This is a genomic window from Arthrobacter sp. GQ119 (assembly GCF_059759125.1).
Genome location: NZ_JCAXEA010000004.1, coordinates 142062 through 165897, shown reverse-complemented (window position 1 = coordinate 165897; position 23836 = coordinate 142062). Strand labels below are relative to the sequence as shown.

Annotated in this window: 26 protein-coding genes; 15 read left to right on the top strand and 11 right to left on the bottom strand. The window is 63.2% G+C overall.

The window, feature by feature from the left end; genetic code table 11:
* Positions 1–20: 20 nt before the first annotated feature.
* Positions 21–383, bottom strand: a complete 363-nt coding sequence (locus tag AC6CH3_RS05650; RefSeq protein ID WP_498131493.1) for a UBP-type zinc finger domain-containing protein — start codon at positions 381–383, stop codon at positions 21–23.
* A 245-nt stretch (positions 384–628) separates the two neighbouring features.
* Here AC6CH3_RS05650 and AC6CH3_RS05645 point away from each other — a divergent pair, with 245 nt between their 5' ends.
* The 3 genes from AC6CH3_RS05645 to AC6CH3_RS05635 all read left to right on the top strand — a co-directional run bounded on the left by AC6CH3_RS05645 (position 629) and on the right by AC6CH3_RS05635 (position 3769).
* The gene (locus AC6CH3_RS05645) at positions 629–2392 is read left to right on the top strand and encodes an NAD(P)/FAD-dependent oxidoreductase (RefSeq protein WP_498131492.1); all 1764 of its coding nucleotides are present in this window, start codon (positions 629–631) and stop codon (positions 2390–2392) included.
* Positions 2376–3221 carry a hypothetical protein gene (locus AC6CH3_RS05640; protein ID WP_498131491.1) on the top strand — a complete coding sequence of 282 codons (846 nt, stop codon included), beginning with the start codon at positions 2376–2378 and terminating at the stop codon, positions 3219–3221. Before AC6CH3_RS05645 ends, AC6CH3_RS05640 begins: the two co-directional genes overlap by 17 nt.
* 113 nt (positions 3222–3334) lie before the next feature.
* Positions 3335–3769, top strand: a complete 435-nt coding sequence (locus AC6CH3_RS05635; RefSeq protein ID WP_498131490.1) for a hypothetical protein — start codon at positions 3335–3337, stop codon at positions 3767–3769.
* Positions 3770–3823: 54 nt separating this feature from the next.
* On the opposite strand, the gene AC6CH3_RS05630 is transcribed toward AC6CH3_RS05635, so the two are convergent.
* Together AC6CH3_RS05630 and AC6CH3_RS05625 are read right to left on the bottom strand one after the other, a co-directional pair.
* Positions 3824–4027: a VOC family protein gene (locus AC6CH3_RS05630; protein WP_498131541.1), complete on the bottom strand. Its 204-nt coding sequence runs from the start codon at positions 4025–4027 to the stop codon at positions 3824–3826.
* 42 nt (positions 4028–4069) lie between these two features.
* Entirely contained in the window at positions 4070–4228 is a 159-nt protein-coding gene (locus AC6CH3_RS05625; protein WP_498131489.1) for a hypothetical protein, read from the bottom strand.
* Between the two features lie 72 nt (positions 4229–4300).
* Here AC6CH3_RS05625 and AC6CH3_RS05620 point away from each other — a divergent pair, with 72 nt between their 5' ends.
* From AC6CH3_RS05620 to AC6CH3_RS05595, 6 genes are all read left to right on the top strand, one after another.
* A complete protein-coding gene (locus AC6CH3_RS05620) occupies positions 4301–4465 on the top strand; it encodes a nitrilase-related carbon-nitrogen hydrolase (RefSeq protein ID WP_498131540.1) in 165 nt (54 codons plus the stop codon).
* The gene (locus tag AC6CH3_RS05615; RefSeq protein ID WP_498131488.1) at positions 4452–4670 is read left to right on the top strand and encodes a hypothetical protein; all 219 of its coding nucleotides are present in this window, start codon (positions 4452–4454) and stop codon (positions 4668–4670) included. Before AC6CH3_RS05620 ends, AC6CH3_RS05615 begins: the two co-directional genes overlap by 14 nt.
* A 601-nt stretch (positions 4671–5271) precedes the next feature.
* Positions 5272–5562, top strand: coding sequence for a hypothetical protein (locus AC6CH3_RS05610; RefSeq protein WP_498131487.1), 291 nt, complete (start codon positions 5272–5274; stop codon positions 5560–5562).
* Between the two features lie 280 nt (positions 5563–5842).
* Positions 5843–7198: an extracellular solute-binding protein gene (locus AC6CH3_RS05605; protein ID WP_498131486.1), complete on the top strand. Its 1356-nt coding sequence runs from the start codon at positions 5843–5845 to the stop codon at positions 7196–7198.
* A 3-nt stretch (positions 7199–7201) separates the two neighbouring features.
* Positions 7202–8083, top strand: a complete 882-nt coding sequence (locus AC6CH3_RS05600) for a carbohydrate ABC transporter permease (RefSeq protein ID WP_498131485.1) — start codon at positions 7202–7204, stop codon at positions 8081–8083.
* Positions 8080–8955, top strand: a complete 876-nt coding sequence (locus AC6CH3_RS05595) for a carbohydrate ABC transporter permease (protein WP_498131484.1) — start codon at positions 8080–8082, stop codon at positions 8953–8955. The genes AC6CH3_RS05600 and AC6CH3_RS05595 overlap by 4 nt, the downstream gene beginning before the upstream one ends.
* A 216-nt stretch (positions 8956–9171) precedes the next feature.
* Here the strand turns inward: AC6CH3_RS05595 and AC6CH3_RS05590 are convergent, their stop codons facing one another.
* Positions 9172–9516: a hypothetical protein gene (locus AC6CH3_RS05590; RefSeq protein WP_498131483.1), complete on the bottom strand. Its 345-nt coding sequence runs from the start codon at positions 9514–9516 to the stop codon at positions 9172–9174.
* 124 nt (positions 9517–9640) lie between these two features.
* The gene (locus AC6CH3_RS05585; RefSeq protein WP_498131482.1) at positions 9641–9919 is read right to left on the bottom strand and encodes a hypothetical protein; all 279 of its coding nucleotides are present in this window, start codon (positions 9917–9919) and stop codon (positions 9641–9643) included.
* 1840 nt (positions 9920–11759) lie between these two features.
* On the opposite strand from AC6CH3_RS05585, the gene AC6CH3_RS05580 reads away from it, so the two are divergent.
* Complete coding sequence (locus AC6CH3_RS05580; RefSeq protein WP_498131481.1) at positions 11760–13649, top strand: heavy metal translocating P-type ATPase; 1890 nt, start codon at positions 11760–11762, stop codon at positions 13647–13649.
* Positions 13650–13809: 160 nt separating this feature from the next.
* Here AC6CH3_RS05580 and AC6CH3_RS05575 read toward each other — a convergent pair whose 3' ends face one another.
* Positions 13810–14271: a pyridoxamine 5'-phosphate oxidase family protein gene (locus AC6CH3_RS05575; protein ID WP_498131480.1), complete on the bottom strand. Its 462-nt coding sequence runs from the start codon at positions 14269–14271 to the stop codon at positions 13810–13812.
* A gap of 181 nt (positions 14272–14452) precedes the next feature.
* Between AC6CH3_RS05575 and AC6CH3_RS05570 the strand changes: the two genes are divergently transcribed.
* The 5 genes from AC6CH3_RS05570 to AC6CH3_RS05550 all read left to right on the top strand — a co-directional run bounded on the left by AC6CH3_RS05570 (position 14453) and on the right by AC6CH3_RS05550 (position 19872).
* Entirely contained in the window at positions 14453–14905 is a 453-nt protein-coding gene (locus tag AC6CH3_RS05570; protein WP_498131479.1) for a pyridoxamine 5'-phosphate oxidase family protein, read from the top strand.
* A 352-nt stretch (positions 14906–15257) separates the two neighbouring features.
* Entirely contained in the window at positions 15258–16202 is a 945-nt protein-coding gene (locus AC6CH3_RS05565; RefSeq protein ID WP_498131478.1) for a 1-phosphofructokinase family hexose kinase, read from the top strand.
* Positions 16203–16359: 157 nt separating this feature from the next.
* On the top strand, positions 16360–17358 hold the full coding sequence (locus AC6CH3_RS05560; RefSeq protein ID WP_498131477.1) for a 2-hydroxyacid dehydrogenase: 999 nt from the start codon (positions 16360–16362) through the stop codon (positions 17356–17358).
* Positions 17359–17369: 11 nt separating this feature from the next.
* A complete protein-coding gene (locus AC6CH3_RS05555; RefSeq protein ID WP_498131476.1) occupies positions 17370–18887 on the top strand; it encodes an L-lactate permease in 1518 nt (505 codons plus the stop codon).
* Between the two features lie 106 nt (positions 18888–18993).
* A complete protein-coding gene (locus AC6CH3_RS05550; RefSeq protein WP_498131475.1) occupies positions 18994–19872 on the top strand; it encodes a universal stress protein in 879 nt (292 codons plus the stop codon).
* Positions 19873–19919: 47 nt separating this feature from the next.
* Here AC6CH3_RS05550 and AC6CH3_RS05545 read toward each other — a convergent pair whose 3' ends face one another.
* The 5 genes from AC6CH3_RS05545 to AC6CH3_RS05525 form a co-directional block, all read right to left on the bottom strand.
* Positions 19920–20384, bottom strand: coding sequence for a pyridoxamine 5'-phosphate oxidase family protein (locus AC6CH3_RS05545; RefSeq protein ID WP_498131474.1), 465 nt, complete (start codon positions 20382–20384; stop codon positions 19920–19922).
* Between the two features lie 76 nt (positions 20385–20460).
* On the bottom strand, positions 20461–20859 hold the full coding sequence (locus tag AC6CH3_RS05540) for a nuclear transport factor 2 family protein (RefSeq protein ID WP_498131473.1): 399 nt from the start codon (positions 20857–20859) through the stop codon (positions 20461–20463).
* A 51-nt stretch (positions 20860–20910) separates the two neighbouring features.
* Positions 20911–21885 carry a membrane protein insertase YidC gene (yidC, locus tag AC6CH3_RS05535; RefSeq protein ID WP_498131472.1) on the bottom strand — a complete coding sequence of 325 codons (975 nt, stop codon included), beginning with the start codon at positions 21883–21885 and terminating at the stop codon, positions 20911–20913.
* Between the two features lie 319 nt (positions 21886–22204).
* Positions 22205–22996 (bottom strand): cation diffusion facilitator family transporter, encoded by a 792-nt coding sequence (locus AC6CH3_RS05530; protein ID WP_498131471.1) that lies wholly within the window; start codon positions 22994–22996, stop codon positions 22205–22207.
* Complete coding sequence (locus tag AC6CH3_RS05525) at positions 22993–23319, bottom strand: ArsR/SmtB family transcription factor (RefSeq protein ID WP_498131470.1); 327 nt, start codon at positions 23317–23319, stop codon at positions 22993–22995. Before AC6CH3_RS05525 ends, AC6CH3_RS05530 begins: the two co-directional genes overlap by 4 nt.
* Positions 23320–23836: the final 517 nt, after the last annotated feature.

The window sequence follows — 23836 nt, the reverse complement described above, 5'->3', positions numbered from 1 at the left end:
TGATGGTTCTGGATCCGCGGTTACCGGTGTAGGTGCTCTCGCCAGTCTGCCGGTACCTTGTCTGCCGGTGCAGGTGCTGGCTGCTCTAGCGGTCTGGACTGAGGATCCGGAAGCCGCGGGCCGCGGAAGAACTTCTTTGTAGTGTGCTCGTAGAACCACTCCTCCCCAGGTTCAAAGGACCTCACGACGGGGTGACCGACGGTTCGCGCGTGGGCACTTGCATGCTGTGAGGGTGATGAATCGCAGCATCCGATGTGCCCGCATTGGGCGCAGCGGCGAAGATGTAGCCACCAGCCTGGGCCGTCACCGCTGAGGCACTCCAGACACCCCGTTCCACTGGGTGTGGCGGCCAGGCTGATTCCCGGAATGGGGCGATTCTCCATGGGGTCCTCCATTTCCATCGCTCCGGTTCTGCTCAGGTCATCCCGCTTGCCCACCGCCGGGAGCCATTCTGGCAGAATCTCCGCGCCTTAGGAATGACGGAATCGAGGCGACAACCGGGGCCCGATACAACTCCGACACTGGTGGCGAAGGACCTTCCGGGAGGCAACAAGCACCCCTTGTCCCCAATGTCCTCGCACGGGTATCGTGAGCGTCACCGATCCATTGATCCGGAAAGACGGCGGCCATGGATGACTCGGTTCCGGTCATGCTGATTGCTACCACAGACCCGACCTCTCGGCGCGTTCTTGGAGATGAGCTACGTCGACGGTACGGTGCCGACTATGAGGTGGTGGCCTGCGCCGACCACGCCCACGGGCGGGCGGTGCTTGAGGGGCTCCGGCGCTGGAATCGCCAGGTCGCCCTCATCCTCGCGTGCTACGGCCCGGCTGACCGCGGTGGGCTCGATTTCCTGCGGCGTTCCTATGTCTTTCACCCGGCAGCCAAGCGTGGTGTTGTAGTCACATGGGGTGACTTCGCCAGCGCCCCCACTGTATTCCGGGCGATTGCGCAGGGGTACGCCGAATTGGTGATCATACGTCCCGAACGATCGCGCGACGAAGAATTCCATGGGGCGATTACCGACGCCCTCGACGACTGGCACCTGGCCCAGGGGGTCGGGTTCGAGGCGGTCCGGCTGATCGGGGAGGTAGGCGACGAACGGACTCATATGTTGCGCGATTCCTTGAGTCGAAACCACATCCCGGTGGGCTTCCACCCTGTGGGGTCCGAGACCGCGCAACGGACGCTGGAGAGCCTGGACCTGCGCGACCCCGTGCTGCCGGTCATGGTGCTGGAGTTCACCGCTTCACCAATTGTCCTCGAGAACCCCAGTGACCTGGAGATCGCCGAAGCGATGGGGGTGACCCGACCGCCGCCGGCGGACAAGATCTTCGATGTGGTGGTTGTGGGAGCCGGTCCATCCGGTCTCGCGACCGCCGTGTATGCCTCCTCCGAGGGCCTCTCCACCATGGTCGTGGAGGGTGAGGCTGTGGGAGGCCAGGCCGGCACCAGCTCGTTGATCCGCAACTACCCTGGCTTCTCCCGCGGTGTGAGCGGTGCCCACCTGGCCTACCGCTCATTTCACCAGGCCTGGACTTTGGGCACGGACTTCCTGTTCATGCGGAAGGTGGAGGGCGTCCGCGTGGACGGGGCGTTGTACGCTGTATCGATTTCCGATGGAAGTGTCGTGCGGTGCCGCACAGTCGTGGTGGCCACCGGAGTGGACTACCGCCGCCTCGGCGTACCTCAGCTGGAGGATCTGGTCGGCAGAGGCGTCTTCTACGGCGCCACAGTCTCCGAGGCGCCGTCGATGGCCGGAAAGCACGTCTGCGTCGTGGGTGGCGGCAACTCGGCCGGACAAGCGGTTCTGCACCTTGCTAAGTACGCGAAGAAGGTGACGCTGCTGGTGCGCGGACCCACCCTGTCGGCCAGTATGTCGGACTACCTCATCTCCCAACTCGAGGCCACCCGGAACGTTGCGATCCGCCACAGCACCGTGATCGTGGGGGTCCGCGATCAGGACGGATTCCTTGCCGCCGTCAAGGTCGCCGCATCCGGAGCCGACGCAACCCCGAGCGAGGAGATCGAAGCGGGCGGCTTGTTCGCGCTGATCGGTGCGGTGCCGCGGACCTCCTGGCTGCCCGACACCGTAGAGCGTGACCCAGCCGGCTTTCTGCGCACGGGCGCCAGCCAGGATGTCAGTGTCGCCGGGTCCACCAGGCCGGACAGGGCGCCATTAGCGCTGGAAACCAGCATGCCCGGCATTTTCGCGATCGGCGACGTGCGGGCCGGTTCGATCAAAAGAGTGGCTACCGCAGTCGGGGACGGCGCCACCGTGGTCTCGATGCTTCACAGCTACCTGGCCGAGAACCCCCTGCCTGCCTCGCCCCCTGCCCCTGCTGAGATCGCCGCATCCGAGGAACTGCCCGGTGATGTCCACTTCAACTGAGGTCACACCGTTGATTCCGCCGATGCGGCGGCTGCTCTACGTCGCTGCATTCCTCGTGTTTCTTGCCGGGCTCGTGCTGTTCGTGTTTCCGCTCCGGACTGAGGAATGGTTCGCGTGGACAGTCAATCCGCCCATGACCGCTGTCTTCCTCGGGGCGGCATACTGGTCGAGTGCCGGCCTGGAAGTGACGGGCGCCCGCTCAGCGAATTGGGATTCAGCGAGGCTGGCAGTCTGGCCCGTGTTCGTCTTCACGACATTGACCCTCGGAGTCACCCTGCTTCATCTCGATCGATTCCACTTGTCGCCGGACACTGCCCCCACCGCGCAGGTAGCCACTTGGGCCTGGCTGGCAATCTATGCCATCGTGCCCGTGGCGATGCTCGTCATAAGCTGGATGCAGGTCCGGTCCAGGCGTCCTGCCCCAAAGTCCGTAACGGCGGGAAGGCCAATGCTACCCTCTGCGCTCCGGCTGCTCCTGGCGGGAATCGCCGCGGTACTGCTGCTATATGGCGCGGCGCTCCTGGCAGTACCCATTCCTGCCGCGACGTGGTGGCCGTGGCCGCTGTCCGAGCTCACAGCGAGGGCGATCGGAGCGTGGCTGGTCGGTCTTGGGTGGGCGGCCGCCCAGGGCCAGTTGAGCGGCGACCTTCGCACCGTCCGCCCCGTGGCGCTAACCTCCGTTGCCTTCGTCATTCTGCAGGCGCTTGCCCTGCTGCGGTATGGCGACGCCCTGACATGGCCGAGCGCACCGGCGATCGGCTTTGTAACTGTACTACTTGCCATTGGAGTGGCCGGCGGATGGGCACTCGCCCTTTCCCGTGGCCGGTAGTCCGGCCGGAATTTCGTGAGCGTCCTACATGAAGAAGAGAGGGGGTGGTGGCTTTGCCTGCCGTCCAAACTACACCGCAGAACCAGGCCCGCCTCCGGACGGGAGCCGCTCTCATGACGCTTGCCGGGCTGGCCTTCGTTGCTTACGCCGCAGTCTTCCTGGGACTCAACTTTACGGGTGCCTTCCTCGAGTTGGGTATCGGTCCCGATCAAGTGGACAAGGGGATGGCGGAGGTCGAGGCGTTCAGCCCGCAACTGCATCACTACATCAGCCATCTGCACATTGCGCTGAGCGGCTTCATCGCTGCGACCGGGCTGGCCATCGCAGGCCTCTCCTGGTACGGGGTGCGCCGAGGAGAACGGTGGGCCTTCACCACAGCCGTTATCGTCCCGACCGTCGGACTCGCAGTGGCCCTCCCCGCGCATTACCCGTGGGGTCTGGCCACTCTAGGGCACCTCGGCCCGGTCTACCTCGCTGTCCTGATTTTCCTGGCAGGGGTCGGGGTAGCCTACAGCGGGATGCGAAGCCCTGCGAGGAATCGCAATTGACATTCCGAACCAGTCCGCCGGCGGATCGCGGTCACCGAGATTCGAAGTGCCTGCTCAAGCCGGTGGCGCCCAGCTCTGCAGCTCGACGGCGTTGCCCTCGGGGTCGGTGACATAGCACCAGGTGACCCTGCGCCCGTCGGCTGTCGTGAGGGTGACGACTTCGCCAACGGAGCTCCCGCCCTCATCGAGGACGCGGCGTCGGGCGGCGTGGACGTCCGCAACCGCGAAGGCGATGTGGCGGAAGCCCGGCCGGTCAATCCCACTTCCGACGCTCCGTCCGTCGAGACGAACGTGTAGATCTCAAGCGTCGGGCCCCGAGTAGTCTCGCTCCGGTGGAACCGGCGTGCATCCGAAGAGACGCACGTACCAGTCGGAGAGGCGGCGCCAGTCGCGTGCGATCAGATTCGTGTGCCCGTATCGGGTGCCGTCGATGGGTCCGCTTGCCTCGTCACCAGTCATGGACGCATCGTACCCACTGCGGGCCCAGAATGAACCGATGCAGACGTCCACGGCGTCGGTTACAGACAGGACCTGAATGTCACCGAGACTCGAGTCGGGAGGGTTGGCGGCCTCATCTGTTGGGAGAACCGCATGCCTCTCGCGCGATATGCGATCTATCGTCAAGGCGTGCAGATCTGGACGGCCCCGACGGCCGATGACTCTGACGGCTGGATCTCCACGATTGCCAGACGATGATCAGGCGCTCGGACGAGGTGGAGCGGCGATTTTCGAGCCACTTAACGGCCGTGCCATAGCGGGTCCTCTCTATGACCAGGAAGGAATAGTTGTCGCAGACGTCGACCTGGATCGCTCCATGACGGCCAAGCGAATTTTCGACGTTGTGGGGCACTACAGCCGCGAAGACATCCTCTACCCACAGGCCTCAACCACGCTTCGGTAGGCCCGGCATTTCAGCCCCAATACCACTTGAGCGCGTAAAATTGCCTTATGCGCCCTGAGGAAGCGATCGCACTGGTATTCGCGATGGCTATCACGTGGGTCGGCACCATTCTGGTGCTGCTTTCGAGGCTCGACCGCCCTGAAAGGCGGGCACGGCGCCAGGAACGGAGAGCCGGCCGGGCCGTGCACGAGCGGTCGCACCGCGTAACACGACCGCGGCGGCTGGTGCACCACCGAAGGCCGGCCCGCCGCGGCCGGAGTCGAATCGTGTAAAAATGCTTGGAAGCTCTGCTGACTTAGCAACATCTGATCGCCACTCCATGTGATGCCAATTCGGACATAACATTGTTGTATGGGCAGCACGGAAGCGATTGCTCTTGTCTTTCTATTTCTTGTCATCTGGGTCGGCACGATCCTGGTGTTGCTGTCCCGTGTGGACCGCGATGAGAGGCGGGAACGGCGCCAAGAACGGAGAGCCAGTCGACAGGCTGGGCATCACGCGCACTAAGCAATCCGACCCCGCTTGGCATGAGGACCGGCAGAGTTGACGACACGCCAGACAGCTTCGCAAGACTGTCAGCGGCCGGCGAGATCATGGACGTATGACGGCGCCAACAGTGGAAGCTGCGATCCATGACTTGATGGATCTTGCTTGGAATGTGGTCTATGACCTTCTGGCGGAGCGCGGCCTGCTCGGTGACGGGCTGGACGTCGGTGAGTACACAGGGATCCATTCCTGGGTGGAAGGCCTTACGCGCTACACCATCGTGCACTCCCGTACGGTTGCGGTGTTGTTCCTGGACACCCGCCCGGTGGATGCCATCGTGTTCCATCACGACCTGCTCGGTGCCGACGACCCGAAGAGCTTCTTCACCGAAGCCGGGAGGGCGTAGTAGGCAGCAACTTCGGCGGGCGGGCAGGGCCGGCAAGAGGGTGAGGTTACGAACTTCTGAAAGCCCCGACCGCTACCACCCAAGCAAACGCAATTTGCTGACCGGAAAGGGATACTCTGTCAGAGAGGCTGGGGAGGGTTCCCGGCTGAAGGCTAGTGCTTGAAGGCTGAGGACCGGCTCACGCCGGTTAGCCGGTGGGCGATATTCACCTGAAATTGCATACAGGCTGGGGCCAGCTGGAGGATATTGGGGGCTGCAGCCGCTCGAAGATTGGAGCGTCATGCACCGCCCTGCCAGATCATTTGTGGCACTGTTGTCTGCGGCAGTGCTGCTGGCAACATCGGCCTGTTCCCCGGAACAGCCGGCCGCAGAAAACCGGACACTGAAGATCGTCTACCAAAAGACAGACTCCTTTACCGCCCTCGACACCCTGTTCAAGGATGCCAAGAAGGAATTTGAAGCCGCTAACCAAGGCACCACCGTTGAGCTGCAACCCATCGAGGCGAACGACGACGACTATGGCACCAAGCTTGCACTGGCCCTGAGGTCAGCGGAAACCGCACCGGACGTCTTTTACGAGGACACTTTCAAAGTGCGGTCGGACGTCGACGCCGGATACCTCCTGAAGCTTGACAGTTACCTTGAGAAATGGGACGACTGGAAGACCTACAGTGAAGCCGTCCAGGCTGCCGGCACCGGGGACGACGGCGGCATCTACGCTGTCCCGCTGGGCACTGACACCCGCGGCATCTGGTACAACAAGAAGGTCCTGCAAAAGGCAGGGATCGCCGTGCCGTGGCAGCCCCGGACCTGGGATGAAATACTCGACGCTGCCCGCAAAATGAAGGCCGCGGACCCCTCCGTGGTTCCCTTCAACATGTACGCCGGCAAGGCGACCGGTGAAGGCACCGTAATGCAAAGCTTCTACGAGCTGTTGTATGGCACGGACAGTGAGCTGTATGACCAGCAGGAGAAGAAGTGGGTGGTCGGCTCGCAGGGCTTCACCGATGCGCTGGCCTTCCTGAAAACCCTCTACGACGAAAAACTGGCCGTTACGCCTGCCGAGGCGCTCGACGCGAACGTCTGGAAGAAGGTCTTCGGCGAATGGTTGCCGAAGGGCAAAATGGGGGCCGTCGTGGAAGGTTCCTACGCGCCGTCGTTCTGGCAGAAGGGCGGCAGTTACGAGTGGGCAGGCTACGCCGAAGACATGGGCGTGGCTAAGTTCCCCACCCAGCACGGCCAGGAGCCGGGCGGCGTCAGCATGTCGGGCGGCTGGACCCTGGCCGTCGGTGCGGACTCCAAGAATCCGGACCAGGCATTCCAGTTCCTTGCCACGGCCCTGAACAAGAAGAACTCACTGGCGTTCACCGTTGCGAGTTCCCAAATCGCGGTCCGCTCCGACGTTGCCGCCGAACCCGACTATCTGGCGGCCAACCCGTTCGTCAAAGACGTGTCAGAACTCGTTTCCGTCACCCACTACAGGCCCGCAACAGCGGACTACCCGCGGATCTCCGCGGCCGTGCAGGTTGCCACTGAAGCTGTGATCACGGGTACGCTCTCGCCGCAGGAGGCAGCCGAGCAGTACGACAAGACAATCAGGGACCAGGTGGGTGACGCCAAGGTTCTGCAGAAATAACGCATGGGTGCCCGCAAGTCCGTCCGGCAGCAGCTCCGGCTGCTGCCGGTCGTGCCGTCCGTCCTGCTGCTCCTCCTTTTCCTCGCGGCGCCTGTCCTGTGGTCCTTCCACGCGTCCTTCACGAATGCGGCCCTTACCGGCCGGAACGCCAGGAATCCGGCCTGGACCGGCGTCGACAATTACGCGCGGCTGCTGACCGACTCCGCATTCCCGGCGTCAGTTGTCCTGACGGTTGTTTTCGTGGTGGCGTCCGCGATCGTGGGCCAGAATCTGCTGGGACTGCTGATTGCCGGACTGATGACGCGTGCCCGGAAGCCCGTGTCCGCCGTCGTGGGTACCGCCGTGGTGGCGGCCTGGGTGCTTCCCGAGATTGTTGCCGCGTTCGCCGCTTACGCCTATTTCAGCAGGGACGGGACGTTCAACCAGCTGCTCGCAGGTGCGGGCTGGGGCGGTGCCGATTGGCTGTACGCGTTTCCCATGGTGGCCGTGGTGCTCGCCAACATCTGGCGCGGCACCGCCTTCTCTATGCTGGTGTACCGGGCGGCCCTCGCCGACGTGCCGGAGGACATCTCCGAAGCCGCCCTCATGGACGGCGCATCCGGCCGGCAGCGGCTGGTGTTCATCACGCTGCCATTGATCCGGTCCAGTATCGCCACGAACCTGATGCTCGTGACCCTCCAGACCCTGGCGGTCTTCACGCTGATCTGGGTGATGACGGCTGGCGGACCGTCCAATGCCAGCACCACTTTGCCGGTCCTTGCCTATCAGGAGGCCTTCAAGTTCGGCGACATCGGCTACGGCACCGCCATCGCCTCCGTGCTCATTGTCCTGGGCCTGGTGTTCGGGATTGCGTACGTCCGGCTGCTCAAGGGGGACAGCCGATGACGACGGCGGAACAGGCGGCCCGGCGGACCGCTGACGGGCGGGTATCCTCGCCGCGGCGCCGTACCGCCAGTGCTCCGGCAGATGCCGCGCTGCTGCTGATCGGCGTCTGCTTTCTGCTGCCGTTGCTGTGGCTGGTATTCGCTTCGCTGGATACCAACGCCGGTTACCAGACACAGCTGCCCGCCAGCGCCTCGCTCACCAACTTTGCGGCTGTCCTCACGCCGGAATTGCTGATCAGGCCGCTCTGGAACAGCCTGCTGCTCTCCGGCGGGACGGCGACGGTGACCCTGGCGGCTGCCGTGCTGGCCGCCTACCCGCTTTCCCGGTTCCAGTCCAGGTTCAACAGGCCGTTCCTGTATTCGATCCTGTGCGGGACCTGCCTGCCCATCACCGCGATCATGGTTCCGGTCTACGGCCTGTTCGTCCAGTTGCGGCTGCTGGACTCCATGCCGTCAACCGTTCTCTTTATGGCGGCGACGGCACTGCCAATGGCCATCTGGATGACCAAGAACTTCATGGACACGGTGCTCGTCTCGCTGGAGGAAGCCGCCTGGATGGATGGTGCCTCCGGGCTGACGGCACTGCGCACCGTGGTGCTGCCCCTCATGCGCCAAGGGCTGGGCGTGGTGTTCATCTTCGTTTTCATCCAGACCTGGGGCAACTTCTTCGTGCCCTTCATACTCCTGCTGTCCCCGTCGAAACAGCCCGCGTCCGTTTCGATCTTCAGCTTCTTCGGCCAGCATGGAGCCATCGCCTACGGCCAGTTGGCCGCATTCTCCATCCTGTATTCGGTTCCGGTCCTCGTCCTGTACGTTCTGGTGGCGCGCGGGTCCGGCGGATCGTTCGCGTTGTCCGGGGCGGTCCGGGGCTAAGCCAGGGTCAGTCGATGTCTTCGTACTACTACACCGAGACGCCGCGTGGCCGCTCGGTGCGGACCGGCTGACAGGCTCCCTCTCATCGGATACCCGGTGATCAACAGTCGGCAGTGGCTTCTCGGGATGAGAGCTAGCCGAAGAGGGTTCGGGTCGTGCTCCTGGTTGAGTCAGTTATGCCAACCGTAGGTATTCCAGCCAGGAAGCCGCTGCGCCTCATGGAACCGGGACTTGCTTGTCACCGCCCGGCCACGGCCAGAACATGACGAGGTTGACCCAGGCAAGACCCAGAACAAGCACGATGCGAATCCACAGCCACCAACCGGTGTTCCATATCCAAAGGGCAATGGCCCAGGGCAAGAGGAGAACGAACTCGATTACCTGCAGCAGCCAGTGTTGTCCGCGGAAGGTGTTCCACAGGTCGCTCAGATCACCTTGACGCCAAATCAGGAGCGCGCCGAAGGCCGCCCAAAGGATTGCCGCGACGAAGAATATCGTGACGTTGAATATAGCCTCGCCCAAGGTTTTCCTCCTCTTCGGGGATGTCTCGGGGGCGGTCATATTCTTGAGGATACGCCCGCCATACCGCGGTCGACAGGGGCAGAAAGTCTGCCGTTCTCAGTGTTATAAGCGATCAGGTCTCGGCTCTGGGGACGCTATGAAACGGGCTGCTGATCCGTTCGATTCACCAAGTTTTTGATCCACTTGTGGATGTCCTAGTGGTCTCGCCAACGTGCAGTCTGCTCAGGTGCAGGATGCCGAGAACAAGGAACAACATGGACAATCCAAGTGCCGGCCAAAACGCAGCTGTGTTCATCGGCGCATTGAACAAGGGTTTGACCAGCTCGCCGACGGCCAGCGAGAAGATGAGGGTGAAGCCGAGGACGTACATGGCCGGCAGCAGTACCAGTCCCGTCCCCTGGTTCCTGTAGGTCAGGATGGACAGGATCAGGAAGGCGGGCATGATGAAGCACAGGTCCAGGATGAAGATCGAGTAGAGGGAGTCGATCTGCTCCCCGGTTTTGCATCAGGGGCAGGAGCATCCCGATCCAGAGCGGGTAAAAGATGAGGGGCTGGAGGATGGCGCCGGAGGCGGATACACGGCGAAGGGTCTTGGAGAGGGCAGGTTCGGGCAGATCACGGCGAAGGTGGGCTCCGGCATAAACCAAGGCCCAGAACGCCAAGGTGAAAATCGCCATATAGACGAGGTACAGGCCGTTGTAGGCCCGCTCGATCACGTAGATTCCATACGCATAGAAGAGGTAGCCCAGAAGGCCCAGCGCAATAATCTGGTGTTTCACCCGGCCGGCATGGGCCCTGAGGGCCAGGTAGAGGAGGCCCAGTGCGGCGGCGACGGATAGCAGGTCCTGTGAATAGGCCCCTGGGATGAGCGCGTCACTGACGATGCGGTCGTAGATCCCGGGTGCCCAGAGCCCTATCGCTGCAGCACTGAGTGTCAGGACTCCGGTAACAGCCCAAAGGAACCGATGAAGGTTCGTATGAGTGAGCATGGCGACCTTTCGGGGAGGCGTGGTCTGCAGTTCAATCGGGGAATGCGCCTTATATTCAGCAGTGAAGACGGCGATGACGCTAGCCGCAATACCCCCGGAGGAGAGAAAGGCAGTGCCTGCTGCGGGCCGAAGCACCAGCAAATGAAGACACTCACCTGCAGCAGAGGAAGGCGCGGACTTCTGCCCTCCCAGAGCCCATCCCTGAGTCGTACTCTGCAGGACACTGCAGCTTGGAGGCGAGACATGCAAGCAGCGGTTGTCTACGAATCGATGGATGGCCATAGCACAGCATCGCCCAGGCAATAGATGCTCGCCGAAACCCTGAAAGACGGGTAACCATGTAGCTAGGGCGACAGCGGGGTAGCGGGAGAGGACATGGCGGACTCCACGAAGAACGTAAATGTGATCGTGTTCGCCCTAGCGGTGCTGCTGTGCGTCGGCTTTATCGCCTTGCCGTTGTGGCCGCGGCTGCGATGACGGATGCTGATCGGCAGGAGCCGTCATGGTTGTCGACCGACTCGGCCGCTAGGCATGCTCCATGCTGTCAGTTGCAGCGCGTCATCACGATTGTCACGAGCACTTTTCGCCGAACACGAGGAGTTGCCCGAAGCGCATCGAACCTGGCCGATCAGTGTGAATCCCCGAACGTGGATGGTGGTCAGATCGGTAGTGCACAAAGTAGTAGCGGGTGCTTAGGTTGAAAGATGAATGAACATCGCCGGACCCTGAGGGCGGTAAAGGCCTTTCACACCTTTGCCTGGTTCACCATTGAGGCGTGCATGGTTTACCTGCTCTATTCCGGGGTACGTGGGCGCACGGACCAGCGGGCGGCCACGGCGGCCGCCGTTGTGGCCGGGGAATCAGTCATCTTTATTGCCAATGGATTTCACTGCCCGCTCACCCCTTTGGCCCGGCGCCTCGGTGATCCCTCAGGCGGTTCCGTGACGGACATCTACCTGCCGAAGTGGTTCGCGCGGAATCTTCCGGCGATCCATGTTCCCTTATTGGTTTTCGCCGCGGTGGCCCATTGGCGAAATCTCCACTCTGCAAGATCCGGTATGGCCACGCCGCCAGCGGTTGTGAAGAGGAGGAACGGCCGGTGAGCGTCCCTCGGTCTGGCGTTCCGACGTTCCGGATTCCCGACGGCCTGGCATCCCGGCACCCGGCCCCAGCCACGGCCGGATCGTGCCCAGCGCTCAGCGTCGCATGCAGGAAGCGCTCTTTGCGGCGGACCGGGATGTTCGCTTGCCTTGCCGGCGGAACCAGTCAGGCTGCGGCGGAGGACGGTTACTGATGGGCTTTGTCCGCCGGTATCCGCTGGTGGCTGCCACGGTTCTCTGCGGCCTGGTGGTGGCCGGTCTGCTGTTGGGTGGGGAAGCGGTGGCGGCGCAGTGGACTGCCAGCGTCTATGCGCTGTTCATCACGGTCCGGCTGACGGCAGACATGATCCGCGCGGTCGTTCGCGGGCGCCTGGGAATAGATTTGCTGGCGGTGGCCGCCGTGGCGAGCACGGTGGCCGTGGGCGAGTACATAGCGTCCCTGATCGTTGTGCTCATGCTCTCCGGTGGCCGTGCACTCGAGGACTTTGCGCAGGGACGCGCCCGGCGGGAGCTGAGTGCCCTGCTTGAGCGCGCACCTCAGATCGCCCACCGGGTGAGAGCGGGCCGTGCTGTCGAAGACATCAGCGTGGAGGAGGTCCGCCCCGGCGACATGCTCCTGCTCAGGCCTGCCGAGGTAGTGCCGGTTGACGGGCTGCTGGCCTCAGGGTCCGGGTCCTTTGACGAATCGGCCCTGACCGGTGAGAGCCTTCCGGTGGAAAAGACGGCCGGAGACCCGGTTATGAGCGGTTCGGTCAACGGGCCCTCCGCGGTACGGATGCAGGCATCAGCCGCGGTGGCTGATTCCCACTACAGCCGGATCGTGGCGCTCGTGCGGGAAGCTGCTGCCAGCCGTGCCCCCATTGTCCGGATGGCGGACCGTTATGCCGTACCGTTTACCCTCTTCGCGTTTGTCCTTGCCGGGACTGCCTGGCTGGCCAGCGGCGATCCGGGACGGTTTGCCGAAGTCCTGGTGGTGGCCACCCCCTGCCCGCTGCTCATTGCTGCACCCGTGGCGTTCGTGGCCGGCATGAGCAGGGCTTCCAGGGCTGGCATCATCGTCAAGCACGGCGGCACACTGGAAACGCTGAGCAGAATCCGGGTTGCCGCTTTCGACAAGACCGGGACACTGACCGGTGGGCGGCCGGTGCTGGTCGAGGTCCGCACCGCCGCCAGGGTACCGGGCATCAGTCCGGATGAGCTGCTCCGGAGGGCAGCCTCGGCGGAACAATACTCGTCCCATGTTCTGGCTGCTTCGGTGATGGAAGCTGCGGCCCGGCGCAGGCTGCCGTTGCTGGCCGCAAGGGACGCTACCGAACATGCCACCCACGGAGTGTGGGCGGACTTCGGCAGCTGCACGGTCGTCGTCGGCAAGCGCCGCTTTGTTGAGGAAAACGCTGCCCGGGTGGAGAATGCGCAGCTGACCAGCGGGCAGATGGCCGTGTACGTGGGCATCGATGGTGTCTTCGCCGGAACGCTGATCATGAGTGATGCTGTACGCCCGAACGCGGCGCAGACGCTGGAGCAGCTGCGCCGGCTGGGAATCCGCGAGACGCTCATGCTGACAGGTGACGCGAAGGAAACCGCGGAACATATCGCCGCCGAACTTGGTATCACTCGGATCCAGGCCGAGTGTCTGCCGGCGGACAAGGTGGAAGCGGTGGAGGCCCTGCCGTCCCGGCCGGTCATGATGATCGGTGACGGTGTTAACGATGCACCGGTGCTGGCCGCGGCGGATGTGGGAGTGGCGATGGGAGCCAAGGGTTCCACCGCGGCCAGCGAGTCCGCCGATGTGGTGATCATGCTCGATGATCTGTCCAAGGTGGCCCGGGCCGTGGAGATCGGACAGCGCAGCGTGAAGGTGGCCCTGCAGAGCATCTGGATTGGGATCATCCTCAGCACCGGGCTCATGATCATTGCCGCCTTCGGCTATATTCCCGCCGTAGCCGGCGCCCTGTCCCAGGAGCTGGTGGATTTGGCCACGATTCTCAACGCGCTGAGGGCGCTGGCGCCTGCGCAGAAGGCGGGTTCTGTCAGCCAGATGACGCTGCGTCCCGCGCTGCCGGAGAACAAAGTGCATCCATAACCGGATGACGAGCCGGAAGCGGGTGCCGAACACTCTGCTTTGTCGCGGTCGAGGCTGCCTGATGGGCGAGGGATGTCAGCAGGTCGGCGTCATCCTTGGATGGGGCTGCCTACGACGAGAAAATCATCGGAGGTCGGTACGCCTGTGCACTGGAAGAGAGCTATTCGAAGGATTTTCGGCGCGGGTCGTTGATCCGGGTGGCCCATACATCCGGGGCGTTGACCTTGAACCGTCGTCCCGTCAACACCTGTGGCTGCAGCCGCACGTAGTGAGACTTTGCGCCGGGTTCCCAGGGCTCCAGGCCGAGGGCGTCCGCGGCGGATTGTTCATCCGGGTTCTCGATCAACGTGGTGCTGCCCCGCGCGACGACGCTCCACGCTTCCTCCGCCGTGGGCTCGTAACCGTCGATCTCGAATGCGGCAGGTTCTTCCTTCATGGATGTCCACAGCTTTGTCCCTGCAGCCGTCCGGAACACGATGCTCCTGCGTTCCAGTACGAAGTTCACCGGAAAGATCTCGGGGTGGCCGTCGACGATTAGAGCGAGTCGTCCCACGATGGAGGCTGCCAGCAGCGCCCAGCACTCATCGAAATCGATCTTGCTGCCCTTGGGTGCATCGTTCATGTGTACAAATACTACTGTCAGCGGATGCGTCCCTCCACGGCTTGCTTGAACGTACGCCTTTCCATGATCTCGCCGCCCCTGCAGCCACATTCGACTGACAGACCACTTACCCAAGCCGTCGAACCTGACGGTGGACGTTCCGCTCTTTTGACTGATCCTTCGGGTGGCTATGCTCGGCTGCATGAACAAGCCTGAGGAAGCACCCGAATCTGAAGTTCTAAGCCTCAACGAATGCTGGAAATACCTTCGATCCTCCTCCATTGGGAGACTGGCAGTGGTGAGCAGCGCCGTGCCAGAGATTTTTCCGGTGAACTACCTGCCAGAAGACGCGACACTCATTTTCCGCACGGGACCGGGAACCAAGTTGGATGCCCTGCATGAAGGTGGACCTGTCGCGCTCGAAGCCGACGGGCTGAACAGCTACGGGACCATTGCCTGGAGCGTTGTGGTGAAGGGGCTTGCTGAAACAGTCCCCATGAGTGACCAGGATCGGGCATCGGCGGCAGACCAGAGGCTCTTTCCTTGGGAACCGGGAGTCAAGGAGCATCTAATCCGGATCACGCCAACAGAAGTCAGCGGCCGCCGTTTTGTCATCAGTTCGCCCAAGCGATGGTGGTCACCTCAGGAGTCCTGATGACGGCGGCATGATTTGGTTGACTTAACTTTCTTGGATGTGGGGCTGCCGTTGGCCTGTCGGGGCTGCCTGGAAGACGTCGGGATGGCCCTCGATGATGACCGCGAGCCGTCCCACGGTCGTTTCACCAGGTAGCCTCCAACAATCGTCCAGGCCGAGTATCTCTGCTGTCCCAGGATCTCCGACATGGAGCAGACTCGTACCGGGTCAGGAGCGTTCTGGCTGCTCACCCAAGTTGAAGTGCCGCCCACTGATCCGCGTCGGCTTGATTTCCACGTAGAGTTGCGTCATCACGAAGCGACCCGGTCCTGCGGCAGTCCCTTATGCTGGGCGCATGGAAGCCTCACAGCCCATGAGCACCAAACAGATTCTCACTCTCACGGTGAACCCGGCGCTGGATGTCAGTACCTCAACTGAGCAGGTGGTCAGCGTTCATAAGCTGCGGTGCGGCACGAGCCGAGTGGATCCGGGCGGCGGGGGAGTGAACGTGTCGAGGGTGGTCCAGCGGCTGGGCGGGCGTACTTTGGCGGTATACACCGCAGGTGGTCCTGTAGGAGAGGCCTATCGCCGTCTCATTGAAGCCGAACGCATCCCCAGCCTGGTGTTGCCGATCCAAGGCAGTACCCGCCAGAATTTTACAGTCGATGAGACGTCGACCGGGAACCAGTTCCGTTTTGTACTCGAAGGTCCTGAGCTGAGCGAGACAGAGTGGGGCACCTGCCTTGATCTTGTCGCCCAAGCAATCCCGGTTGGCGGGTATGTGGTTGCCAGCGGCAGCCTGCCGCCGGGGGTTCCGGAAGATTTTTATGCCCGCGTGGTCCGCCTGTCGCGGGAGGGCGGTGCCCGCTGCATAGTGGATACGTCCGGACCCGCCCTCGCCCAAGTACTGGCTGAGGGCGTCTTTCTGGTCAAACCCAGTCGGCGCGAGTTGGGTGAGCATTTTGGTGTATCACTGGACAGTGAACAGAGCCAGGTCGAGGCAGCGGCTGCGCTGGTCGCCGACGGCTCTGCGGAATACGTTGCGCTGACCCTCGGCGGAGCGGGCGCCGTGCTCGCTGCGAAATCCGGTGTTGTCCGATTGCCGGTTCCGTCGGTGCGGGTGCTCAGCACAGTCGGGGCTGGCGACAGTTTTCTCGGCGCATTTGTGCTCCGGCTCGCCCAGGGCCACCCTGTGGAAGTGGCTTTCCGTTCCGCGGTCGCTGCCGGGAGCGCGACGGCGATGACGCCGGCCACAGAATTGTGCCACCGGCGCGACGTTGAACGTCTGGAGGCTGAACTTTCCGCGGCAATGCCTTGAGCGCCACCGCGTCCACTCGATGGAAACGTTGCGGCACCCGATGCTGTTTTCCGCCCCCGGCCGGGCTCACTGTGGACCGCACCCGGGCCTGCCCCTAGAGTGTTGGGGATCAGCAGAGTGTTGGGGGCAGTGACGTTAGCGGAGGCAGACGATGCGGGTGGCCGTTTACAGCACGAAGCCGTATGACAAGCAGTTCCTGACCGAGGCAAACGTGACCCACCAGCATCATCTGTCGTTCTTTGAGCCCCGTTTATCCCATGACACGGTTCCGCTGGCAGCGGGTGCCGAAGCGGTCTGCGCCTTTGTCAATGACGATCTAAGTGCGGGGGTACTCGATGACCTTGCCCGGCTTGGCGTCCGCCGGGTGGCGCTACGCTCTGCGGGCTTCAACCATGTGGATCTGAACGCGGCGGCGGCGCTGGGGATCTCGGTGACGCGTGTCCCGGCCTATTCGCCACACGCGGTAGCCGAGCACTGCGCGGCCCTGGTGCTCGCATTGAACCGGAAGACTCACAGGGCCTACAACCGGGTCAGGGAAGGTAACTTCGCGCTGGCGGGCCTGATGGGTTTCGATCTGTTCGGAAAGACCGTGGGGATCATCGGGACCGGCCGGATCGGGAGCTGTTTCGCACGCATCATGATTGGTTTTGGCTGCCGGGTGGTCGCGAGCGATCCATATCCCAGCGATGAGTGCCGCGCTATGAAGGTGGAGTACGTGCCCCTTGAAGCTTTGCTGGCTCAGAGCGACATAGTGTCACTGCACCTGCCCCTGACACCCCAGACTCATCACTTCATTGACGCTGAGCGATTGGGCAGCATGCGCGATGGGGTCATGCTGATCAACACGAGTCGGGGCATGCTGATCGACACTGTCGCTGTAATCAAAGCACTTAAGCGAGGGAAGCTGGGTTATCTGGGTTTGGACGTGTACGAGGAGGAGGCTGACTTATTTTTCGAGGACCTCTCCGACCAGGTCCTGCGCGATGACGTATTTTCCCGGCTGCTCACCTTCCCCAACGTGCTGATCACCGGCCACCAGGCGTTCTTCACGCGTGAGGCCATGACCAACATCGCGGCAACGACGATGGATAATCTGACGGCTGCGGAGCACGGCGAGACCCTGAACCAGGTCACCGCTGACGACCTCGCACGGTAACCCGGGCAGACGTGCTGGCATTCTTAGCCGTCACACCGGTACTGCTGGTGCTGGTGCTGATGACCGCTGCTGGCTGGTCGGCCGCCCGGGCAGGGGCCGTCACAGCGGCGGTCACCCTTGTGGTGGCCGTTGCGGCATTCGGCTTCGGTGGTCCGGCAGATCAGTTCACAGTGCTCTCCGGAACGGCCGGCGTTGTGGCCGAAGCTGCGTTCGTCGCCATGACGGTGGCAGGTATCATCGGGCCGGCCCTGGGCATCCATTACCTGCAGCAACGGACCGGGGCTGCAGAGCGTTTGCGCGAGGGCCTGGCCCGCCTTCACCCTGACCCCCGGCTGGGTGCGCTGGTGGTGGCGTGGTTCTTTGTCCTGTTCCTTGAAGGCGCCGCCGGATTCGGCACCCCGGTGGCGTTGGCTGCACCGTTCCTGGTGGCCGCCGGCATGCCTCCGGTACCTGCGGTGGCAGCTGCCCTCATGGGCCACGCCGCGGGTGTTTCTTTCGGCGCCATTGGCACACCAGTGCTGGCTCAAAGCGCCCTTGTTGAATTTTCCGGGGCGGAGCTGGCCAGGGCCACAGCTCCATACCACGCTATCCTCGGAGGGATCCTGACTGCTGCGGTGGCGCTGACCATCGGGCGCGCCGTGAAAGGCAGCCGCAGGCTCTGGCCCTGGGCTGTCCTGGCCGCGGCTTCTTTCCTGATTCCCTACGCCCTGATTGCCACCTTTGTGGGCCCCGAACTCCCCACCCTCGGCGGCGCCCTGGCCGGCGTTGCCGTCTTCGCCGTCGTGCTTGTCCGACGGCGGCTGGAGACGGCTGGCTCCTCCGGCATCCAATCCGCGGGGCTGGGGGAGCGTGTGGCGCTGTTGCGCGCAGCCACGCCGTACCTGGTCCTGGTAGCCCTGGTTCTTGCCACCCGCCTCATCCCCCCACTACGCGAGATCCTGGAGGGCGTGACGGTCCAGTGGGAAACGGGCACCGGCTTCTCCGGCAGCGTCCGGCCGCTGTTCCACCCGGCGATGCTGCTGACGGTGGCCTTTGCCGCCGGAGCGGTCGGGCAAAGGGCTCCGGGGCGCGACGTCCGGGAGGCCTTCCTGACCGCGACCAGGCAACTCGGCCCGGTGATGGTTGCGCTGATTGCGATGGTCACCATCGCCCGCACAATGTCCCACGCCGGGATGACCGAGGAGCTGGCCCTTGCGGCAGCCGGAATCGGCACGGCATGGCCGCTGGTCGCACCCGCCGTCGGGGCGTTCGGGACTTTCGTCACCGGGTCCGCGACCGCCTCCAACGTGCTCTTTACCGAACTCCAGGCCACTACCGCCCACAATGCCGGCCTTCCCGCGCTACCCCTCCTGGGGGCCCAGGGATTCGGTGCCGCGGTAGGCAATATCGTGTGCCCACACAATATCGTGGCTGCAGTGGCCACGGTGGGCCTCACCGGGCAGGAGGGCAAGGTGCTGCGCGCCACCTTTCCAATAGCCGTGCTCTACGTCATACTCGGAGGGCTTCTGGCGCTTGCCTTCACGCGATGAGACAACCCCCAAACGGATACCCGGGCCCCTGACCGCCCCAAGTACTCTGAGAGAAAACGCCACCGGTTCAGGAACCGAACGTGAAATACCGGACAAGGGAGAAACCGTGCAGGAATCCAAGACCATCGTGGTCGGCTATGACGGCTCGGCTCAAGCCGCACTGGCCGTCCGCTGGGCGGCAGAGCAGGCGGGCCTGCGGAACTGTTCCCTGCATCTGGTGCATTGCACACTGTCACCCCTGCCGGACCACGATCTTGATCCCGTCCCCGGCGCCGCAGACAGCGGACTGGAGCGGTCCGCACAAGTCACACTCGACGAGGGCCTGGCTGTTGTAAATCAGGCCGCACCGGAGGTGGAAGTCCGAACGAGCCTTCTATACGGGTGGCCCAGCGTTCATCTGCCCAAAATTTCCGCAGGCGAAGAGCTGCTCGTCGTGGGAAGCCGCGGCATCGGTGGCTTTATCGGCCTGCTCGTCGGGTCCGTGAGTCTGGAAATGGCAGCCACCGCAGCATGTCCCGTTGCGGTGATCCGATCTGTGGAGCACCCTGACGGGCCCGTTGTTGTGGCCATTGACAGCTCAGGTTCAAGGGCTGCACTGGAGGATGCCTGTGCCGTGGCCGCGGTGACGGGAGCGGACCTCATCATCGTTCACGTACAACATGCCCCGGCCGGTTACAGAATGCTTAGGGATCCCGTCGACGTTCACGCGGCAGCAGAGGAACATCTGGATTCAGCGGTCAGTACGGTCCGGGATCTGGCGCCGGGAATCACCGTCCAAAGGCAACTTCTCACCGATACTTCCATCCCGCGGGCCATCCTGAACGCGTCCCGGCGAGCCCGTCTTACAGTCGTGGGAACCAAAGGCCATGGGCTCATAAGAGGCACCATCGGTTCCACCGCCCACGCAGTCCTTCACCATGCCCAAGGTCCGGTGCTCATCTCCCGGCGCGAGGGCACTCTGGAAGTCGCCCCGGAAATGCTGTGAGCCTCAAGACCTGGGAAGGTCCGGCGATCGGGAGGCCGATCCTGCGGCTAGGTCCAGTCCGAAGAGAAATCCAAAGGCGGCCACCACCGCGTTCTCGAATGAACGGCGAACCTGCGCCCGGTGACCTCCGTGGGCCTGATCTGAATCAGATGCTCCTTCAGACCCGGCTCCCAAGGTTCACGATCCGGCCCTGCCATCGCCAAATTCACCTCGCTGTCTGGTATGGGCCCGGGGATGCCTCTGACAACGACGCTCCAAACCTCGGTTCCATAGAGGTTTAGCCCGTCCGTCTCGAAGGCAACAGGGGTCCCCGCAAGCAAGGAACGGAGCTTTGTTCCAGGCGCCGTCCGAAACAAAAGTGTCCTCTCGAGGGGCAGAAAATTCACCGGGAATATTTCGGGTGTCGTGCCGTTGATGACGGCCAGCCTGCCGATGTAAGAGGACGCCAGATACTTCCAGCATTCGTCTACGGTAAGAACTTCGGCCTTCGGTCCCGGCTGCGAGGTGCCCATGGCCGTGATTCTAAACGCCCGGCTCGGGCAGGACTAGTAGAAGGTGCGTGTAAAGGCCGGGCATGCCTCTCAGTCGTCACTCAACCACGGTGTCTGCATGCCGGTGGGCCACTTTCCATTCGCCGCCTTCGCGGCGATAAATTTGCGTGGCCCGCAGGCTGTAATTGCGCGGCTGGCCGTCGACTGATGCTGAAGTGTGCTCTAAACCTGCGGTATAGGCCACGTCGCCCACGACGTCATAGGCCTGCACCTCGAAGCTGTACGACGTGCAGTCAGAGAATTGCCTTTCAAGGCCCGTGAACAGCTCGTCCAGTTCACGCTGCCCTATAGCGCTGCGCCACGCTCCCAAGATGCTCACGGGCTCTTTGCGGGACCATAGCTCCCGTCGCGGCGCGGCGTCCCCGTTGTGAAGGGCGACTTCCGCCTGATACAACGCGGACTTCACCCAGGCAAGGAATTCGTCGGAGTCACTCATACCTCAGTATGCTCCGGCAACACAGTCGCTGCGAGAGCCGAACGGCAGGCGCTACTTTCTCTTCTTTTTCCTGTTCTTGCGTTGTGGCTGGCTGCGCTGGCTGTGGGCGTGTGCGATCGCAGCGGCGGCCTCTGCCTCGACGTCGGCCTTTTTGTTTCCCAGGGAGGGGACGGGCGGGAGGCCTTTGGCGGCCCGGCGCTCGGCGAGGGCCTTGGCTGCGGGGGAACCCGGCGTCGGCATCCGGCGGATAACGAAGAACTGCTGACCCATGGTCCACAGGTTGGTCGTCGTCCAGTAAATCAGGACACCGATGGGAAAGTTGATGCCGCCCACACCGAACACGATGGGCAGGAGGTAGAGCATCATTTTTTGCTGGCGCATGAACGGGGAGGCCATGGCCTCTTCAGACATGTTCTTCGCCATGATCTGCTTCTGCGTGATGAACTGCGAAGCCGTCATCGCCAGGATCATCACGATGGTCAGGATGGTGACCGCTGTCGGGTTGCCTTCGGGATTGTGAAGCAGCGTAGCCGAGAGCGGGGCGCCGAAGATGGTGGAGTCATCGAACTGGATCACCTGGGCGTGGCTCATCGCACCAATGCCCTTGCCCTGGTCACGGGCTGTGCTGATGCCCGACAGCACCGTGAACAGCGCGAAGAAGAACGGCATCTGGATCAGGAGGGGCAGGCAGGCGGAGAACGGGTTGGTGCCGTGCGTCTTGTACAGGGCCATCTGTTCCTGACCCATGGCCTGGCGGGACAGCGGGTCTTTCTTGCCCTTGTACTTGTCCTGCAGCTTCTTCAGGTCCGGCTGCAGCAGCTGCATGCCCCGCTGCGCCTTGATCTGCTTGACGAACACGGGAATCAGGGCGGCCCGGATCACCAACACGAGCCCGATGATGGACAGCGTCCACGTCCAGCCGCTGCCCGGCGGCAACCCGATGCTGCTCAGGCCCTCATGGAAGCCCACCATGATGATGGACACGAACCAGTTGAACGGAAACATGACCGTTTGAAAAAAGTCCATGCAATACCCCTGTTCATCAGGCTCGCCCCAGGGCAGCCGCGCGTGCTCGTCGCAGTTCTTGGTCGGCCTGAGGCTTTTGCCCCCAGACTACGCGCACCCCGGCTGCTACGCTCGGGCAATCACCAGAGGCACGTGAGGTTTTGCACGTCGATTCCAGGCCTTTTGGTCAGCCATGTCTCCATCAGTTCGCCAAGGTCGGATTCGTGGCCGCCCGACCAGTCATCCATGCCTAATCCGCGCTGTCCGAGGAGGTCTGACAGCGACTGAAGACTTCGGAAGTGCCCCTGCACGCATGACCTGATGAGGAAGGCTGGGGCGGTCAGGATTGATCCGGACTGGCGCCATGCCGCAGTTCCTGAAAGTGCACAGGTTTGCCGGGCATGAGGGTCTTTGAACAGCCCGTCCCAGTTTCTCCATTGCCTGATCGATCCGTGCCGCAGCAGTCATCCTCATCAGCAGCGACGCTGGCAGATGCAGCCAGCGGCACGGTGCAGCAGACGTCGCCGCGCCAGGCATTGATGCCCTCACGGACGGCGATCCCGGCAATGACCAGGGCAGCACCGGCGTCGGCCCACCACCATCCCATCGCGCTGTTCAACACCAGACCGACCAGCAGGACTGCCGACAAGTAGGTGCACAGCAGGGTCTGTTTAGAATCCGCCACAGCCGTCCTGGAGCCGAGCTCCCGACCGGCACGTCTCTGCAGCCACGACAGGACCGGCATGATGGCCAGGCTGAGGGCCGCGATCACGATGCCCGGCGTGGAATGCTGGGCTTCGCCACCGCCGGTCAGGGACCTCACTGAATCCACGGTGACGAAGGCGGCAAGGGCGAAGAACGATATCGCAATGATCCGCAGGGTCAGGTGCTCTCGTTTCACCGGATCCTTGGCGGAGAACTGCCAAGATAAGGCCACGGCAGACGCGACCTCAATCACCGAATCCAGGCCGAATCCGATCAGTGCCGAGGAGTCCGCCACATTTCCGGCCCAGAGGGCCACGACGGCTTCGATGATGTTGTAGGTGATCGTCGCGGCCGCGAACATCCGGACGCGGCGGTTCAGGACGGCGCGGCGGGCCGGCGACGGGACGGTCCGTGTGGCATTGCTCATGCGACGCACGTCCCATCCGGTGCGCAGCAGGCGGGGTCAACGGCCAGCACGACGCCGATCAGATCCTTGATCGCATGGCCCAAGCGGGCGTCGGCGAGCTCGTACCGGGTTCGCCGGCCATCGGCGGCGGCCACTACCAAGCCGCAGCCGCGCAAGCAGCTCAAATGGTTGGACATGCTCTGCCGAGACACTCCGAGCGCGTCGGCCAAATCCGACGGGTAGGCCGGCTCATCGGCCAGTGCCAGCAGAATCCGGGCCCGGGTCGGATCCGAGACAGCGTAGCCAAACCGCGCGAGCACCGGAGCGTGCGTGAGGGTTTCCATGAACCTAAAAGTACACTCAAGCGTGTATTCAGGCAATCGTGTATTGCGGGCAAGCCGAGAACGCAGGCGCAAAAGTGGGGAGGGTGCGACTCAGGCTGCACCGGTGACAGGCCGCGCAAAACGGTCATCGGCCCTGGTTGGCACGCCTGTCGGTAGGGGCTTGGCCCCGGTCTGTTACTCGCAAAGACCGGCGGCGGGCTGGGAGTCTACGTGGCATGGGGGAAACCACCAGACCGTCCGTCGCCGGCCTGAAATAAGCCTACGCCGTCAACCAACTTTGGCCCATGGTTAAACAGCGGCATCTGCCGTAAGAGATGGATCCGGGCTGGAAGAGCCAGACTGCCAGGCGGAACATGGCTGCCGAGGAACGGTCCCATTCGGTGGTTTCCCGCGGGCTGTTCCGGGACTTGGAGGGTCTGGACACAGACGGCCAGTGGATTTACCTTTCAGGAGGGGGGGTGCTGTTGCAGAAGAACGGCGCCCGCTGCCGGTCCGTTTTTTCGCGGGCCGTCCCTCA

Bases quoted from the DNA above. Each gene is read 5' to 3' on its own strand.
- AC6CH3_RS05650 (WP_498131493.1), bottom strand. From the start codon at position 383: ATGGAGAATCGCCCCATTCCGGGAATCAGCCTGGCCGCCACACCCAGT.
- AC6CH3_RS05645 (WP_498131492.1), top strand. From the start codon at position 629: ATGGATGACTCGGTTCCGGTCATGCTGATTGCTACCACAGACCCGACC.
- AC6CH3_RS05640 (WP_498131491.1), top strand. From the start codon at position 2,376: ATGTCCACTTCAACTGAGGTCACACCGTTGATTCCGCCGATGCGGCGG.
- AC6CH3_RS05635 (WP_498131490.1), top strand. From the start codon at position 3,335: ATGACGCTTGCCGGGCTGGCCTTCGTTGCTTACGCCGCAGTCTTCCTG.
- AC6CH3_RS05625 (WP_498131489.1), bottom strand. From the start codon at position 4,228: ATGACTGGTGACGAGGCAAGCGGACCCATCGACGGCACCCGATACGGG.
- AC6CH3_RS05610 (WP_498131487.1), top strand. From the start codon at position 5,272: ATGACGGCGCCAACAGTGGAAGCTGCGATCCATGACTTGATGGATCTT.
- AC6CH3_RS05605 (WP_498131486.1), top strand. From the start codon at position 5,843: ATGCACCGCCCTGCCAGATCATTTGTGGCACTGTTGTCTGCGGCAGTG.
- AC6CH3_RS05600 (WP_498131485.1), top strand. From the start codon at position 7,202: ATGGGTGCCCGCAAGTCCGTCCGGCAGCAGCTCCGGCTGCTGCCGGTC.
- AC6CH3_RS05595 (WP_498131484.1), top strand. From the start codon at position 8,080: ATGACGACGGCGGAACAGGCGGCCCGGCGGACCGCTGACGGGCGGGTA.
- AC6CH3_RS05590 (WP_498131483.1), bottom strand. From the start codon at position 9,516: ATGACCGCCCCCGAGACATCCCCGAAGAGGAGGAAAACCTTGGGCGAG.
- AC6CH3_RS05585 (WP_498131482.1), bottom strand. From the start codon at position 9,919: ATGCCCGCCTTCCTGATCCTGTCCATCCTGACCTACAGGAACCAGGGG.
- AC6CH3_RS05580 (WP_498131481.1), top strand. From the start codon at position 11,760: ATGGGCTTTGTCCGCCGGTATCCGCTGGTGGCTGCCACGGTTCTCTGC.
- AC6CH3_RS05575 (WP_498131480.1), bottom strand. From the start codon at position 14,271: ATGAACGATGCACCCAAGGGCAGCAAGATCGATTTCGATGAGTGCTGG.
- AC6CH3_RS05570 (WP_498131479.1), top strand. From the start codon at position 14,453: ATGAACAAGCCTGAGGAAGCACCCGAATCTGAAGTTCTAAGCCTCAAC.
- AC6CH3_RS05565 (WP_498131478.1), top strand. From the start codon at position 15,258: ATGAGCACCAAACAGATTCTCACTCTCACGGTGAACCCGGCGCTGGAT.
- AC6CH3_RS05545 (WP_498131474.1), bottom strand. From the start codon at position 20,384: ATGGGCACCTCGCAGCCGGGACCGAAGGCCGAAGTTCTTACCGTAGAC.
- AC6CH3_RS05540 (WP_498131473.1), bottom strand. From the start codon at position 20,859: ATGAGTGACTCCGACGAATTCCTTGCCTGGGTGAAGTCCGCGTTGTAT.
- yidC (WP_498131472.1), bottom strand. From the start codon at position 21,885: ATGGACTTTTTTCAAACGGTCATGTTTCCGTTCAACTGGTTCGTGTCC.
- AC6CH3_RS05530 (WP_498131471.1), bottom strand. From the start codon at position 22,996: ATGAGCAATGCCACACGGACCGTCCCGTCGCCGGCCCGCCGCGCCGTC.
- AC6CH3_RS05525 (WP_498131470.1), bottom strand. From the start codon at position 23,319: ATGGAAACCCTCACGCACGCTCCGGTGCTCGCGCGGTTTGGCTACGCT.